Annotated in this window: 13 protein-coding genes and 1 pseudogene; 8 read left to right on the forward strand and 6 right to left on the reverse strand. The window is 40.8% G+C overall.

Translation table 11 applies throughout. The annotated features are described in order from the left end of the window. Positions 1 to 143: 143 nt before the first annotated feature. Entirely contained in the window at positions 144 to 1,751 is a 1,608-nt protein-coding gene (gene pckA, locus GNP35_RS09180; RefSeq protein WP_155695806.1) for a phosphoenolpyruvate carboxykinase (ATP), read from the reverse strand. Between the two features lie 68 nt (positions 1,752 to 1,819). Beyond that, positions 1,820 to 3,065: pseudogene (hutI, locus tag GNP35_RS09185) on the reverse strand (imidazolonepropionase). A gap of 137 nt (positions 3,066 to 3,202) precedes the next feature. Here hutI and hutC point away from each other — a divergent pair. The 8 genes from hutC (at position 3,203) to GNP35_RS09225 (ending at position 11,100) form a co-directional block, all read left to right on the forward strand. Beyond that, entirely contained in the window at positions 3,203 to 3,910 is a 708-nt protein-coding gene (hutC, locus tag GNP35_RS09190) for a histidine utilization repressor (protein WP_155695807.1), read from the forward strand. A gap of 54 nt (positions 3,911 to 3,964) precedes the next feature. Beyond that, entirely contained in the window at positions 3,965 to 5,662 is a 1,698-nt protein-coding gene (gene hutU / locus GNP35_RS09195) for a urocanate hydratase (RefSeq protein ID WP_155695808.1), read from the forward strand. Continuing rightward, positions 5,662 to 7,179, forward strand: a complete 1,518-nt coding sequence (hutH, locus tag GNP35_RS09200; protein WP_155695809.1) for a histidine ammonia-lyase — start codon at positions 5,662 to 5,664, stop codon at positions 7,177 to 7,179. The genes hutU and hutH overlap by 1 nt, the downstream gene beginning before the upstream one ends. A 115-nt stretch (positions 7,180 to 7,294) precedes the next feature. Further along, entirely contained in the window at positions 7,295 to 8,215 is a 921-nt protein-coding gene (locus tag GNP35_RS09205; RefSeq protein ID WP_155695810.1) for an LPP20 family lipoprotein, read from the forward strand. A 78-nt stretch (positions 8,216 to 8,293) separates the two neighbouring features. Beyond that, positions 8,294 to 8,956 (forward strand): hypothetical protein, encoded by a 663-nt coding sequence (locus tag GNP35_RS09210; RefSeq protein WP_155695811.1) that lies wholly within the window; start codon positions 8,294 to 8,296, stop codon positions 8,954 to 8,956. 45 nt (positions 8,957 to 9,001) lie between these two features. Then, on the forward strand, positions 9,002 to 9,727 hold the full coding sequence (locus GNP35_RS09215; protein WP_155695812.1) for a hypothetical protein: 726 nt from the start codon (positions 9,002 to 9,004) through the stop codon (positions 9,725 to 9,727). After that, the gene (locus GNP35_RS09220) at positions 9,684 to 10,133 is read left to right on the forward strand and encodes a hypothetical protein (protein ID WP_155695813.1); all 450 of its coding nucleotides are present in this window, start codon (positions 9,684 to 9,686) and stop codon (positions 10,131 to 10,133) included. The genes GNP35_RS09215 and GNP35_RS09220 overlap by 44 nt, the downstream gene beginning before the upstream one ends. Before the next feature lie 16 nt (positions 10,134 to 10,149). Beyond that, complete coding sequence (locus GNP35_RS09225) at positions 10,150 to 11,100, forward strand: hypothetical protein (protein ID WP_155695814.1); 951 nt, start codon at positions 10,150 to 10,152, stop codon at positions 11,098 to 11,100. 78 nt (positions 11,101 to 11,178) lie between these two features. Here GNP35_RS09225 and GNP35_RS09230 read toward each other — a convergent pair whose 3' ends face one another. The 4 genes from GNP35_RS09230 to GNP35_RS09245 form a co-directional block, all read right to left on the reverse strand. Then, a complete protein-coding gene (locus GNP35_RS09230; protein WP_155695815.1) occupies positions 11,179 to 12,027 on the reverse strand; it encodes a hypothetical protein in 849 nt (282 codons plus the stop codon). Positions 12,028 to 12,151: 124 nt separating this feature from the next. Then, positions 12,152 to 13,570 (reverse strand): nitrogen regulation protein NR(I), encoded by a 1,419-nt coding sequence (glnG, locus tag GNP35_RS09235; protein WP_155695816.1) that lies wholly within the window; start codon positions 13,568 to 13,570, stop codon positions 12,152 to 12,154. Beyond that, positions 13,567 to 14,661: a nitrogen regulation protein NR(II) gene (glnL, locus tag GNP35_RS09240; protein WP_196492473.1), complete on the reverse strand. Its 1,095-nt coding sequence runs from the start codon at positions 14,659 to 14,661 to the stop codon at positions 13,567 to 13,569. The genes glnG and glnL overlap by 4 nt, the downstream gene beginning before the upstream one ends. A 79-nt stretch (positions 14,662 to 14,740) precedes the next feature. After that, on the reverse strand, positions 14,741 to 15,268 hold the full coding sequence (locus GNP35_RS09245) for a DUF4124 domain-containing protein (RefSeq protein ID WP_155695818.1): 528 nt from the start codon (positions 15,266 to 15,268) through the stop codon (positions 14,741 to 14,743). Positions 15,269 to 15,346: the final 78 nt, after the last annotated feature.

A 15,346-nucleotide genomic window follows, 5' to 3' on the forward strand; every position in this document is an offset into this window, starting at 1 on the left:
AAGAAGTATTTAACAGGCATAAAAAAAGCCAGTCTTATGACTGGCTTTAAATCTCAATTTACTAATATGGTTTCACAACAATGTTAGACGCATAATGTGAGAGACATGGCGCAATAGGTATACCCTACGCACCCCTCTTCAAATTAAAGTTGTGGACCAGCGGCTACTAGTTCAGCACCGTCTTCTAAATCAGTATATTGATCAAAGTACTTAATGAAACGACCAGCAAGGTCTTCCGCTTTTTCAGTCCACTCGCCTTCATTCGCGTATGTATCACGAGGGTCTAAAATTGCAGGGTTAACACCTTCAAGTTCAGTTGGTACTTCTAAGTTAAAGATTGGTACGTTCTTAGTTGGCGCTTTTTCAATTGAACCATCTAAAATACGGTCAATGATTGCACGAGTATCTTTAATAGAGATACGTTTACCAGAACCATTCCAACCTGTGTTTACCAGATAAGCTTCTGCACCAGCATCGTTCATACGTTTAACTAAAACTTCAGCATATTGTAATGGGTGTAGAGTTAAAAACGCTTTACCAAAACACGCTGAGAACGTTGGTTGAGGTTCAGTAATACCACGTTCAGTTCCCGCTAATTTAGCTGTAAAACCTGACAAGAAATGATATTTAGTTTGTGCATCTGTTAATTTAGACACTGGCGGTAATACACCAAACGCATCCGCAGATAAGAAGATAACTTTTTTAGCGTGACCCGCTTTTGATACCGGCTTAACAATATTGTCAATGTGGTGCAAAGGGTAAGATACACGTGTGTTTTGAGTAACAGAACCATCTGTGAAATCTATAACGCCATTCTCATCTACTGCTACGTTTTCTAATAACGCATCACGACGAATTGCTTTATAAATATCAGGCTCACTTTCTTTATCTAAATCGATAGTTTTAGCATAACAACCACCTTCAAAGTTAAAGATGCCATCGTCATCCCAACCATGCTCGTCATCACCAATTAGCTCACGCTTAGGATCTGTTGATAATGTTGTTTTACCTGTACCAGATAAACCGAAGAAAATAGCGGTGTCGCCATCTTTACCAACGTTTGCAGAACAGTGCATTGATGCCATGCCTTGCAGAGGAAGGTAGTAGTTCATCATCGCGAACATACCTTTCTTCATTTCACCGCCGTACCAAGTACCGCCAATGATCTGCATTTTTTCAGTCATATTAAATACAGTAAATACTTCTGAGTTCATACCGTGCTTTTCAAAGTCTGGGTTAGACGTTTTAGAGCCGTTCATAACAACAAAATCTGGGTCGCCGTAAGTCGCTAATTCTTCTTCAGAAGGACGGATAAACATGTTTTTAACAAAGTGGGCCTGCCAAGCAACTTCAGTAATAAAGCGTACTTTTAAGCGAACTTTTTCATTTGCACCACAAAATGTATCAACAACAAATAAACGCTTACCTGATAACTGCTTTGATACTAAACCTTTAAGGTCAGTCCAAACCGCAGGGTCTAAAGGCTTGTTATCATTTGGTGCTTGTTCTGAATTCCACCAAACGGTATCTCGTGAAACATCATCCAATACAATGTATTTATCTTTAGGCGAACGACCTGTAAATACACCAGTGTTTACGTTAACCGCGCCAAGCTCAGTTACCGTTCCTTTTTCGTAACCTGATAATTCAGATTTAGTTTCTTCTGCAAACAAAGTCTCGTAAGACGGATTATGCAAGATTTCAGTCGGCTCATTAATGCCATAACGAGATAAGTCGATAGTTGTTGTCATTTTTACATCACCAAGGTTTTTGTTCGCATTTACGCCATAATTAAACGACGACGAGTTAAAATAATTCGTTATAAAAAGCAGGTTTGCCCACGAATCCACATTCGCGTTAACGGGTTTATCCCGAATGTATAGCTAAGTTCTGCCGGGTGTTTTATATCCCATAAACAAAAATCAGCTCTATAGCCTACTTTTAATGCACCGACATTTTTTAATCCCAACGCTTTAGCTGCATTACAAGTAACACCAAGTAAAGATTCTTCTGGTGTTAATTTAAAATGAGTACAGGCCAAACTAAGCATTAGCTTTAATGAACATAGTGGCGAAGACCCCGGGTTGTAATCACTACCTATCGCCATTGGGACGTTTAATTCCCTTAATATTTTGATTGGTGGCAGCTGCGTTTCAGACAAAGAATGAAAGGCACCTGGTAATAATACAGGAATGGTTACAGAATGGGATAGTTTTATACAATCTTTTTCAGATAAATACTCTACATGGTCCGCAGACAATCCCTCCATGTCGACAACCAAACCTGTACCACCACTATCGCTTAGCTGTTCTGCATGCAATTTAACCGGCAAATTATATTTTTTTGCAGCATCAAAAAGTTTTTTGATCTGCTCCGTACTAAAACCAATATTTTCACAAAAACCATCAACAGCATCGACCAAGTCTTGTTCAACAAGTGTCGGTAAAGTATCCGTAATGAGGTAATCAATGTATCCGTCGGGATTATTTTTAAACTCTGGAGGAACCGCATGCGCACCTAAAAAGGTTCGGCGTATTTCAACTGGAAAAGACTGCTCAAGCGCTTGCGCTACTTTTAACATCTTAACCTCTGTTTCTGTATTTAAACCATAACCAGACTTTATTTCGATGCAGGTTACACCTTCACTCATCAGCGTTTTCACTCGCTTTTGAGCCAATACCAGCAACTCTTCAAAAGAGGCATCACGTGTTGCGTTAACCGTGCTTAAAATGCCACCGCCCTGCTCAGCAATTTCTTTATAGCTAACACCATTTAGGCGCTTTTCGAATTCATCTGCTCTGCTGCCTGCAAATACTAAGTGTGTATGACAATCAATTAGCCCTGGCGATAAGAATTGACCTTCGCCGTCCACCACGTTTCTTACAAGGTATATCAGGTAAGTCCGCCGCCTGACCTAGCCAACTAATTTCCCCGTTTAATACAGCAATCGCTGCATCATTAATAAGACCATAGGCCTGCTGATGAGTTTTTTTGTCCATTGTTAATAAGTGAATATTTTTAATAACTAGGTCAAATGTTTGCGGTAGCGCTTCAGAATTATTCATTAAACAACCTTGACGATCTAAGTGGTTATGGATTATTTTAAGTTGTATATACAGGTTTAGTGTGTCACCTTTTATTTAAGGTTTCAATTTATTAAAGGCCTAAATTGGCCAACAGCAAAACTAGATGGTAGCCCAAGATGACAGCAAAGTTTGAACAAATTAAAAAGTACATACTGGAAAAAATTGAATCTGGCGAGTGGCAAGAAAATGCACTGGTACCCTCAGAGAATAAATTAGCGGATGATTTTGCTGTGAGCCGCATGACGGCAAGGCGAGCGGTTGAGGAGTTGAGCCAACAAGGCATATTAAATCGAACTAAAGGTTCAGGTACCTACGTTGCGTCGCTCAAAGGCCAGGGCTCTATGTTCGAAATTAAAGACATCGCTGATGAAATCACAGCTCGTGGCCACCAGCATAAAGCGACTGTTATTGAATTAGAAACGATTGAAGCCATTGCCCCCATCGCTATTGCACTAGATGTAGATGTGGACTCTGAAGTTTTTCGTTCTGTAATCGTGCACTTTGACAATAACAAAGCCGTACAAGTTGAAGAACGCTTTATTAATCCTAAAAGTGCGCCAGATTACTTATCACAAGACTTTACCGAAACAACACCTCACGAATACTTGTCTCAGGTCGCACCTCTAACAGAGGCACGTCATACCATTGAAGCTGTGGCCCCAACGGAACAAGTGTGTGAATGGTTACAACTTTATAATCAAGAACCTTGTTTGCAATTGATCCGTCGTACGTCGAGCAAAAATGACGTGGTTTGTTTCGCCCGAATTATATATCCAGGTTCAAGCTACCGCCTTGGTGGCCAGCTGACCTTTGGCAAGCACTAAAACTAAAACTAAAACTAAAACTAAAACTAAAAAATCCTATTCAAAGGAAACATCATGTCAAATCAACGTTTCGATTCTTCACGCGTCATTCGCGCGCCTCGTGGCAATAAAATTACCGCTAAATCTTGGTTAACGGAAGCGGCCAAACGAATGTTAATGAACAACCTCGACGAAGAAGTTGCAGAACACCCGCAAAATTTAGTGGTTTATGGCGGTATTGGTCGTGCAGCAAGAGATTGGCCATCATTCGACAAAATCGTAGAAGTTTTAGATCAATTGGAAGATCACCAAACCTTATTAGTACAGTCGGGGAAACCAGTTGGCGTATTTAATACTCACAGCAACGCCCCTAGAGTATTAATTGCGAACTCTAACTTAGTACCGCATTGGGCAAACTGGGAACACTTTAACGAGCTCGATAAACAAGGCCTTATGATGTACGGCCAAATGACAGCTGGTTCTTGGATTTATATTGGTTCGCAGGGCATTGTTCAAGGCACCTACGAAACCTTTGTTGCCATGGCAAAACAACATTTTAATGGTGACGCGTCTGGCCGTTGGGTTTTAACTGGTGGTCTTGGTGGAATGGGTGGCGCACAGCCTCTAGCGGCAACAATGGCAGGATACGCAGCACTAGTTGTTGAATGTGACGAATCACGAATCGACTTCCGTTTACGTACAGGTTACGTCGATAAAAAAGCAACAACATTAGATGAAGCTTTGTCGATGATTGATGAAGCGGTTGCAAATAAACAAGCGGTGTCGGTAGGTTTACTTGGCAATGCAGCAGAAATATTCCCTGAATTGGTCAAGCGCGGCATCACCCCTGATGTGGTCACCGACCAAACATCTGCTCACGATCCATTAAATGGTTACTTGCCGCTAGGCTGGAGCATGGAACATGCGGCAGAAATGCGTAAAAAAGATGAAGCTGCAGTTGTTAAAGCGGCTAAGCAATCTATGGCAAAACAAGTCCAAGCGATGCTAGACCTTCAAGCCGCCGGTGCCGCAACAACAGACTACGGTAATAACATTCGTCAAATGGCTCTAGAAGAAGGCGTTACCAATGCTTTTGACTTCCCTGGTTTTGTGCCTGCTTATGTTCGCCCATTATTTTGTGAAGGCATTGGTCCATTCCGTTGGGTTGCGTTATCTGGTGACCCTGAAGACATCTATAAAACAGACGCCAAAGTAAAAGAGCTTATCCCTGATAACCCACATCTGCATAACTGGTTAGATATGGCCAGAGAGCGTATTCAATTCCAAGGCTTGCCAGCACGTATTTGTTGGATTGGCTTAAAAGATCGCGCACGAATCGCTAAAGCCTTTAATGACATGGTGAAAAGCGGCGAGTTATCGGCTCCCGTTGTTATTGGCCGTGACCACCTAGACTCAGGTTCAGTGGCAAGCCCCAATAGAGAAACCGAAGCCATGTTAGACGGATCAGATGCGGTTTCAGACTGGCCTTTATTAAACGCATTATTAAATACCGCAGGGGGTGCTACTTGGGTTTCTTTGCATCATGGTGGTGGGGTTGGCATGGGCTTTAGCCAGCACTCAGGCGTTGTTATTGTTGCCGACGGTACTGCAGAAGCAGAGCAACGTTTAGCTAATGTACTTTGGAATGATCCAGCAACAGGCGTAATGCGACATGCAGACGCTGGTTACGATATCGCAATTAATTGTGCAAAAGAGCAAGGTTTAAACTTACCGTCGCTGGAAAATGACGCGGTAGCAAAGGAAGTAAAATAATGAACAAATTAGTACTTACACCAGGAACGTTAGACCTTGAAACGCTTCGCAAAATTTACGATGCGCCAGTTCAACTTAGCCTTGATGAGTCTTGCAAAGACGCCATCAATAGAAGCCAACAAGCCGTGCAACAAGTTATCGATGAAGACAGAGTCGTTTACGGAATTAATACTGGCTTTGGTTTATTGGCCAATACACGAATCTCGAAAGAAGAATTGCAAATTCTGCAACGTAAAATAGTGCTGTCCCATGCGGCCGGTACCGGCGAGTACTTAAGTGACAACGTCATTCGATTAATGCTTGTACTTAAAATCAACTCACTGGCTCGCGGTTTTTCTGGCATTAGATTATCGGTTATCGAAGCATTAATTAGCTTGGTCAATAATGAGGTGTACCCTTGCGTACCAGCTAAAGGCTCAGTAGGCGCATCTGGCGATTTAGCGCCACTGGCTCACTTAGTACTACCGTTATTAGGCGAAGGCGTCGTCAGAATCGATGGCAAGATTGTTCATTCTGAACAAGGTATAAAACAAGCTGGTTTGAATGCGATTGACCTAGCACCCAAAGAAGGCTTGGCATTATTAAATGGTACCCAAACTTCTACCGCATTAGCATTAAAAGGTTACTTTTTAGCACAAGACTTATTAGCGTCATCTATTATGATTGGCGCAACAACGGTAGAAGCAGCGCTTGGCTCTCGCTCTCCTTTTGACGAAAGAATCCATTTAGCTCGCGGCCAGCAAGGTCAAATTGATATCGCTGCAGCGTTTAGAAATGTATTAAGCGATTCATCAGAGGTAGGCAATAGTCATATTCAATGTGACAAAGTCCAAGACCCTTATTCATTAAGATGCCAACCTCAAGTACTAGGTGCATGTTTACAGCAAATTCGTCACGCTGGCGATATCTTAAAAACCGAAGCAAACGGTGTAACGGACAACCCATTAGTCTTTTTACATGATGATGGCGCAGACATTATTTCAGGTGGTAACTTTCACGCCGAACCTGTAGCCATGGTGGCGGATAACTTAGCCATTGCGATATCAGAGATTGGCGCGCTTTCAGAGCGTCGAATGGCCATGTTAATCGACTCAAACCTAAGCAAGTTACCGCCATTTTTAGTGGATAACGGCGGTGTAAACTCAGGTTTCATGATTGCCCAAGTTACCTCTGCGGCTTTAGCTTCTGAAAACAAAAGCTATGCACACCCAGCCTCAGTTGATAGCTTGCCGACGAGTGCAAACCAAGAAGATCACGTTTCTATGGCTACCTTTGCAGCTCGCAGACTGCAAGACATGGCTGACAATACATTTGCCATTTTAGCCGTTGAATGGTTAGCGGCTTGCCAAGGGTTAGATTTCAGAGCGCCGCACAAGTCATCGGCGATGGTAGAAGAAGGCAAAGCAATATTACGAGCTGCAGTGCCGTTTTATGATGAAGACCGCTATTTTGCGCCCGACATAGAGTGCGCTAAAGAGTTATTGGAACATCGTAAGCTAGCTGAACTCCTGCATTAAAAACACAAGTCGTTACATCTTTAAGTAGCGCTTTGGAAACTTTTTGAGTCTAGCATTGACTAACTTTGCTAGACTCATTATTTTTGAACCAAATAACTAATTAAACAGGTGTTTCATGAGCAAAACAATATGGATAGTGGTTAGCTTACTCATGCTTGTTGCTTGCTCGTCCACAGCGCCTAAATGGTCTCTATCGGCGCCAAAAGATACTGCTACTACTTTTATTACAACAGGCAGTGGACCTAACTTAAAATCAGCAAAGGCAGATGCCTTACAACAATTATCAAATAGGCTGATTGTTAACGTTTCAAACACTACCTCAACCTACAACGAAAAAACGACAAACGGCACTGTGCTCCAAAGTATAAAATCATTGGGCCAGCTAAACTCAGAACAGTTTAGTTTTGTTGGCAATCAGGTTCTTTCTAGCGAAACAATAAACAATCAAACTTACGTGCTGATTGAGGTTAATAAAGCCTCTGTATTCACGCCTATTCAAAACTATTTAACGTTACAAATAACGCCCCTCATTGATTTACAAAAAACTGATCAGCAAATAATCGCGAATGGTTTATTACTTTGGCCTCAACTAAACACCGCAGAACAATATATTGAGTTGCTTCATGTTTACGGCGAAGATCAATTTTCTTTAAAAAGTGAATTAGCACAATTCAAAAACCTCTTTATGTCTCTAATTTCAGATGCAGAACTTTCAATTCAAATAGGTTCAGACAGTGGTTCTGAGCGCTTGGGATTAGCGCCTCTTTTACAAAAAGAGTTTCAAACACTGTTAACAAAAAAACAAAGTGCTAAGCATAAGATCAAAATGATCATTGTTGGCCCAACGGTTTCTTCTTATAAAAAAGCGCCTTTTTTTGCGACCTCAATAACCGCTGAGCAAGTTATTGCCATCAATGATGAGCTGGTATTGCGCAGGCCTATTTCCAGTTTTGAGTTTGGTTTGCAAGAAGTGCAGGTATTAACAGAAGCTAGCGCTTCATTTTTTAGTCAACTTGCATTGAGCCAACAACAATAGATGCCAAACCTAATTCCCAACCGATACATAACGCTTTTATGTGCGTTGTTTATTAGCTTGTTGTGCAGCGGCTGTGCCATGCAAATTCAACAGAATGCTTTGGGTGAGTCTTATGTTGCCTTTGGTAAGCATCAACTGTTAACAAATGAGCAAGCCCAAAAACTAGATCGACAACAACGAGTTGATCGCATTGCGGCCGATATGCAAAAGGTTGGGTTTCGCCATGAATCTGTTTCGCCTATATTTGACAGCGTTTCAGTATCAATTTTGAGTATATTTAGGAACCAAAAAAATCTACTTAAAAAGTACCAAACTATTGTTGATAACCATAAAGATGTTATGTCATTTATTGTCGCCAATAAAGATAAAAGCCCCGCTGAACTTAAGGCCGAAGCGGCTCGTTTTGACAAACTTCATATTAACAGTAAAGAAAAAATATCCGTTAAATTAAAGCAATATCAACAAGCAAATACAGGCATACAAGCAGAAAATGCAAGACTGGCAGCTGAATTGCTATTGCAAGGAGCTAAGTTAGCCATAATCTTGAAAGATAACCTCGAGGAAATGCTTAAACTCGAAGGCATAGCTATGCTAATAAATGCTCACAAAACAAATAAAGGTTACGAACTTGCCCAAGCCAGAATTCATATGAGCAACGTCGCCAACGATTTTATTTCAGAACAAAAAGCGGTTTTAGATATAACCAAAGAAATTCAGAAAATTTTAGATACGAAGTTGTAAACATTGTAGAAAACAGATTATAAGAATTGTAGAAAAGGAAGTGACATGAGATTACTAACACTAACACTTGTATTATCACTCGCAGGTTGTGCGAGCCAAGAAATACAATATCCAGCAGAGCAAACCACGGCTTCAGCTCCGACGGCAAACGCGTCATTAATGCGTATTGCTAAAAGTGCCTATGAATTTGAAGACAAAGACATACAAGTTCCAGCTAACTTTGATACGCAAGGTTTACAATTTTGTGATGACGAATTTGATATTGAAAAAAACGCGTGTCCTCTCGATAAAAAAGCCATCCGAATTTACTTTGGTGACAATAAAATTGATAGCAAATATGCACCTGAAGCAGCCGCTTTAACAAGACTCAATAACAAAACCTTAGGCTTAATGTTAGAAAACCAATTAGCAGGTGTTAATCGCTTTAGAATTGTGACTAATGACAACGACACTATTGCTCTTGAGAAACAAAAACAGTTTGAAGAACAAGATGTTAAAACTGTGGCTGAACTCAACAAAAACGCCAAGGTACTGCGTCCAGACTATGCGGTGAAAATTGATACAATAAAGTCTGCCGACCGATTTTATGGCGAACACAACGGCTTAGCGCAGTATCATGTTGAAATGAGCACTAGCGTGATAAACCCATATACAAAAGAAAAACTAGCCTATCCAAATTTAGGTAAAATTAGAGTTAAAGGTACAGACGTTTCGTTCAAAAGAATCGTTGGTATATACCGAAGTAAACAACAAATATTACACAGGCTTTAATTATTCTGATCAAGACAATGTGCATGCAGTATTTAACTCAATGGCATCTAAAGCCTTCGATGTTTTATTATCAAGGTTACTTATAGAAATGCCTTCAAGTGCTCAAGTTGTTGCCTTTAAAGACAATCAGGTAACTCTAGATAGAGGCCGAAATGCCGGTATATTGAATAACGAAACTATGATTTTATTTCAGTACCAACAAGGGTTTGTAGAGCCTATTGCTGTTGCTATGGTAAAGCCATCTAGTAACAGTGCCATTGCACAAATCGTGAAATGGAAAGACTCAGATAACGCCGAAAAAATAAAAGACAAAGCAGACGGGAAAATATACCAAACATCGTTAGGTCAAAAAGTATTTGCCGTATCCGTTGGCTTGCCTCAAGACTATGTTGACAACCGACTGTAAGTAAAAGGAAATGCACGTGCGCGCTATTAAAAAGTCGATATTACTGTTCAGCCTACCGTTGTTCATATTGAGTCCAATGGGACTGGCAAATCAATTGACGGTTTCTGTAACTGAGCAACCACGTGCATTCAATATAGATGGTAAAGTTTGTCTTTATAATGCCACGAGTAAATCTTCGCTAAACAACTACACGTTTCAGCTCATCGAAAAACAACTGCTAACGCAACGCCAAGCCTTGGCTGAAGAGCTGCAGTTGAAACTAGGACTCAACTTAGAAGTTGCAAATCAGGCGCCCGTTGTTGCGGCGTTTAAAGCGTCAAGTCAGCAACTGCAGCATGAATACTCAAACGTAGGTAACGACTTGTGCACAAAGGTGTCAGGTTCAATGCCAATAGAAGACAAGCCCAATATTCAGCAACTTGTGTCGTTTCCTTTAGCCAAAGAGCACCATTGGATTGCATCACAAACTGAACACCTTGATAAGGCGTCGGCCCTATTGCAACAAAAAGGCTGGCCAATAGACAATGGTTGGATAAACAAGTCAACAACGCTTCAAGCTCAGTTTTTAAATGGCGGAAAAACAGAACGTTATTACACCTTTGACTTAGGCCGTTACGCCGCTCTTTTGGCAGCGCGAAATAAAACCGTATTTGTATCTGTAAAAGATGCCTACCAATCTGGAATTAAGCAATATTTCAGCGAACATGGTTTCAAGATTGTTGATAGTCCAAAAGCTGCACATTGGAATTTAACTTTTAGCATTAGTCCCACTGCTGACAATTTAACGATAAACGTTACGGCAAAAAGTAATGACGAAACTATTAGTCTAAGAAATCAACACGTTGATATGGCTTCAACAAATACAAATGAACCACTCAGCCAAGGTCAAATCAATAAGCTCATCAATGTTTACCTGACTATGATGGAGTTGTCTGAGCAGCTCTCTTTTGATATTGATGACGCCTAAAGCTAAATACCATGCGTCACCCTTTTGCTATTTACCATTTGTAATTTGCCATTGTCCATCGGCCATTTACAAACGACTTCACGCTGAATAACGCCTAAACAAGCCCAGTAGAGATAAAGACATAATGGCCAATGTGCCAGGCTCACTAACTTCAGAAATCCCTGTAATAGGCTCGTCGGCAAGGGCAGTCCCGTTAATTCGAATGTTGCTAAAGCCAAATGCTTCTGTACCACCGTCGGCACGAGCATCCATTCTCAATCTAAGTGTTTGTCCTTGTTCGCCAATATTCGCTGAATATTGAGTAAACTCATTGGTAAGGTTAAATCTGAATGGACTATTAGGACCGCGGATACTCAAAGGATCATTTAACATTCGCTGATTGCCGTTCACCATTGTGTAATTCAATGACAAACTCCCCTCTGTAGTAAAAACAAATAGCGGACTAAACAGGCTATCGTCAACGGCGTAGCTTAAACTATATGTGTCGCTTGATTCAAAATCGCCCATGGCGGCAAAATCTATATCTATCGAAAGGTTAGAAAAGTTACCAATATCAAACCCCCATTCAGCAGTAGAGTTACCGGCTGGGTTGCTACTATTTACCGTATCGGTAATACCAAAAAAAGCATAATTTTCAGTAGGCATTACTAAACCGTAATTATCCAATAAACCCCAACCGCTCATATCAATTAAACCATCAGGGACAGCACTACTATTAGCCCCAGCGCTTTGGTATTTACCAAAGCCATCTTGACTGCTTGCATACGCACCTTGCGCATCATTTTGATAGTAGGTAAGCCCAAGGTTTGAATTCAAGTTGCCGGAGTAAAGGTCGTAACCAATCAATTCCGCTTTTGCAGCGGTTGATAGACCTAAAAGTGCCACTAATAGAAGTACAGGTGTTTCTTTTATATACGTTTTTTTCATTATCATTCCCTATTCATAATTGAATAGAGAAGTTAGCTAGTGACACACTGAAAAGCAAAGTTTTGGCGAAATTCTGTACCTGAACCTATTTTAAATCAATGAGTTACAAGAGGTAGACCAAAGACTAATTAAGATTAAGGTCTTTCATTTTTCTTGTGATGGTGTTTCGTCCCCAACCAATCTTTTTCGCTGCTAGTTGTCGGTGACCATTGCAAAATTCCAACGTTTTATTAATTAACGTACGCTCAAAATCGGCTTGTGCTTGTGCATTAATATCAACGCTTCCTGCGGACAACTGCTCTTGAACCCACTGTTCAAATAACAGAGTCCAATCGCTTGAGTTAACTTCCGAGTTAATAACGACGCTGGATCCAGATTGAGCGTTCTCTTCTAGCATTTCAGGTGGTAAATCGTCGTATAGTATTTCTTTACCGCTTGCCATCACAGTTAACCAACGACAGGTATTTTCTAACTGTCTTACATTGCCAGGCCAACGATAGCTTTCTAAAAATGACAAGGCAGGTTTACTGATACTTTTCACTTCTACCGCTAACTCTTGCGCTGCGGTATGTAAGAAGTGACGGCATAATTTAGCAATGTCTTGTTGACGATCTTTTAAGGCTGGAATATGAATTCTGATTACATTCAAACGGTGAAAAAGATCTTCACGAAATCGGTTTTCATTAACTAGCTCTTCAAGATTCTGGTGGGTTGCTGCCACTATCCTTACATCAACGGTTACGGGATCATGCCCGCCAACACGATAAAACTGTCCTTCTGCCAATACTCGCAATAAACGAGTTTGCACATCTAGTGGCATATCGCCAATTTCATCTAAAAATAAGGTGCCGCCGTTTGCTTGTTCAAAACGACCTTTTTTTGTTGCGGTTGCTCCGGTAAACGCTCCCTTCTCATGGCCAAATAATTCTGACTCAATTAAGTCTTTGGGAATGGCTGCCATATTTAACGCAACAAATGTTTCAGCAGAGCGAGGACTATGTTTGTGCAGCGCATGTGCTACCAGCTCTTTGCCGGTACCTGACTGACCATTAATTAAGACACTCACACTAGAACGAGAAAGTCGTCCAATTGCCCTAAAGACTTCCTGCATCGCAGGCGCTTCGCCGATAATTTCAGAAGCTGGTTGATTATCTTCCGGCTTATTTTTCTTAGCAATATTCTTACTGTGTTCAACGGCTTTTTTGGCTAACGCAACGGCATCGTCAATATCAAATGGCTTTGGTAGATACTCAAATGCACCATGCTGAAATGCGTTAACGGCACTGTCTAAATCTGAATGCGCGGTCATAATAACAACGGGTAAGTCTGGGTACTTTTGCTGAATGGTTTGCAATAGCTCCATACCATCCATATTTGGCATTTTAATATCAGAAAATATGGCTTCAGGACGATCATGTTCTAACCGTTGTAAAATCAGTTCACCCGTTGCAAACGACTCTACGTCAAAGCCACCTTGACTCAACGCTTTTTCTAACACCCAACGAATAGAGTTATCATCGTCAACTACCCAAACTTTAATCATGCGTGACGCTCCATCTCTTGGATTGGTAAATAAATCGAAAATTCAGTATGTCCGGGCCAACTATCTACTTCAATAACCCCTTTATGTTGATCAATTAAGCGCTGAGAAATTGAAAGGCCTAAGCCATTTCCTTCAGGCTTATCGGTGATCATCGGGTAAAACAAAGTAGACTTAATGCTTTCGGCAATGCCAGTACCGTTATCAATAATGGAAATTTTGAGCACCTTTTTGTAGGAACTACCATGAAGAACCTTATTACCTTCAAAGCGGGTTCGAACCACAACACTTCCTGCAGAGCCTTCATTAGCGTGCGAAGCAGCATACACAGCGTTCTGAAGAATGTTCAATACGGCTTGTTCTATCTGTCCTTCATCCACAAGAATTTCAGGTAAACTTGGATCATAGTCTTTTGTGATTTTTGTATTCGCGTTTAACTCAATTTGCACCAAGCTAACAACTCGTTCGAGTATGCCGTGAATGTTTGTAAGGCTTCTTTTTGGTGGCGTATTAGGTCCTAAAAGGCGATCAACCAACTCTTTTAATCGGTCAGATTGATCAATGATCATTTGAGTGTATTCTCTTAACTCATCAGAATCTAAACTACGAGACAACAATTGAGCTGCGCCTCTAATGCCCCCTAACGGGTTTTTAATTTCGTGCGCCAATCCTCTTATTAAATGTCTAGACGCACTTATATGGTGCTTATGTGCATTCTCGGTATTTAATTTTTTTAGATTGTCATTATCTCTAATCTGTAACAAACAAGCTGGCTCATTATTCAACATCACCAAGTCGGCGTTAACTTCTGAACTAATATGGCGGCCATCAATGAATGTCCACTCTACTTCATGATCAGCAAAAGACTGTTGTGACTCCCACAACTGAGAAAATAAGTTTTCAGGAAAGGTATGTTTAATGGGTAGTCTAAGCAAAGTTTGATTTAAGAGCTTTTTACGCGTGTGACCAAAAACAGACGCTGCTTGTTGGTTTGCAAACAATACTTTTAACTCGCGATCAACAAGCACAACCGCTAAATTTAGCTGTTCTAGTATTTGTTCGCTAATCAGCGAGTTTGAGAGGTTGTTGCTCAATTGGTAATTCTCCGCACCAACATGGTGCATAGGACATTTAGTCTAAGTCATAAACCTTTTTGACTCAAAGCTAATTGCACTAATTTGGTGAATTAACAGATGCTCGATGAACAAAAAAGGTCACAGGCTTACTAACTGCAATAACCTTGCCTGAATCGTTCCATACTTCCAATTGGATTCTATGTTCTCCGCGATCCACATCACGTAAGATGAATACAGCGGATTTTTGCGGGCCTTTTACCTTCTTGTCGTCTAGCTTAAGAACAACAGACAGGCCACGTTTAAATGAAGGTCTAATAGCGCCAGATATATAGACAGAGCCCGTATTGTCACGAATAGTTTCGTCAATGGTAGGCTTAACAATATCAATACTAATTTTGTCTTTGGCTGGCTGCTCCGTGCCCTCGATAATTTTAGTATCTACTGACTTAATAATATTTGGTGTTGTACTAATGTCCACTGTGTCGGCGTTAACGTCCGCTTTTGGAGAGTCCGAAAAAACAATAACTCCATCTGCATTGCGCCATACATACACTTTTTTATTTGCTGATGCATAAGATTGAGATGCAAATAAGCAAATCAACAGCAGCAAAACGAACTTCCTCATGTTCTTTTAACCATATATTGTTTTTAGGTAAATAGAATTTAACCAATTTTAAGGCATTACGCCAGAAAAAAAGCCCAC

The sequence above is a fragment of the Psychrosphaera haliotis genome (assembly GCF_009728465.1).
Taxonomy (GTDB): domain Bacteria; phylum Pseudomonadota; class Gammaproteobacteria; order Enterobacterales; family Alteromonadaceae; genus Psychrosphaera; species Psychrosphaera haliotis.

Excerpts from the sequence above, each read along its gene's own strand:
- pckA (WP_155695806.1), bottom strand. The coding sequence starts at position 1,751 with ATGACAACAACTATCGACTTATCTCGTTATGGCATTAATGAGCCGACT.
- hutC (WP_155695807.1), top strand. The coding sequence starts at position 3,203 with ATGACAGCAAAGTTTGAACAAATTAAAAAGTACATACTGGAAAAAATT.
- hutU (WP_155695808.1), top strand. The coding sequence starts at position 3,965 with ATGTCAAATCAACGTTTCGATTCTTCACGCGTCATTCGCGCGCCTCGT.
- hutH (WP_155695809.1), top strand. The coding sequence starts at position 5,662 with ATGAACAAATTAGTACTTACACCAGGAACGTTAGACCTTGAAACGCTT.
- GNP35_RS09205 (WP_155695810.1), top strand. The coding sequence starts at position 7,295 with ATGAGCAAAACAATATGGATAGTGGTTAGCTTACTCATGCTTGTTGCT.
- GNP35_RS09210 (WP_155695811.1), top strand. The coding sequence starts at position 8,294 with ATGCAAATTCAACAGAATGCTTTGGGTGAGTCTTATGTTGCCTTTGGT.
- GNP35_RS09215 (WP_155695812.1), top strand. The coding sequence starts at position 9,002 with ATGAGATTACTAACACTAACACTTGTATTATCACTCGCAGGTTGTGCG.
- GNP35_RS09230 (WP_155695815.1), bottom strand. The coding sequence starts at position 12,027 with ATGAAAAAAACGTATATAAAAGAAACACCTGTACTTCTATTAGTGGCA.
- glnG (WP_155695816.1), bottom strand. The coding sequence starts at position 13,570 with ATGATTAAAGTTTGGGTAGTTGACGATGATAACTCTATTCGTTGGGTG.
- GNP35_RS09245 (WP_155695818.1), bottom strand. The coding sequence starts at position 15,268 with ATGAGGAAGTTCGTTTTGCTGCTGTTGATTTGCTTATTTGCATCTCAA.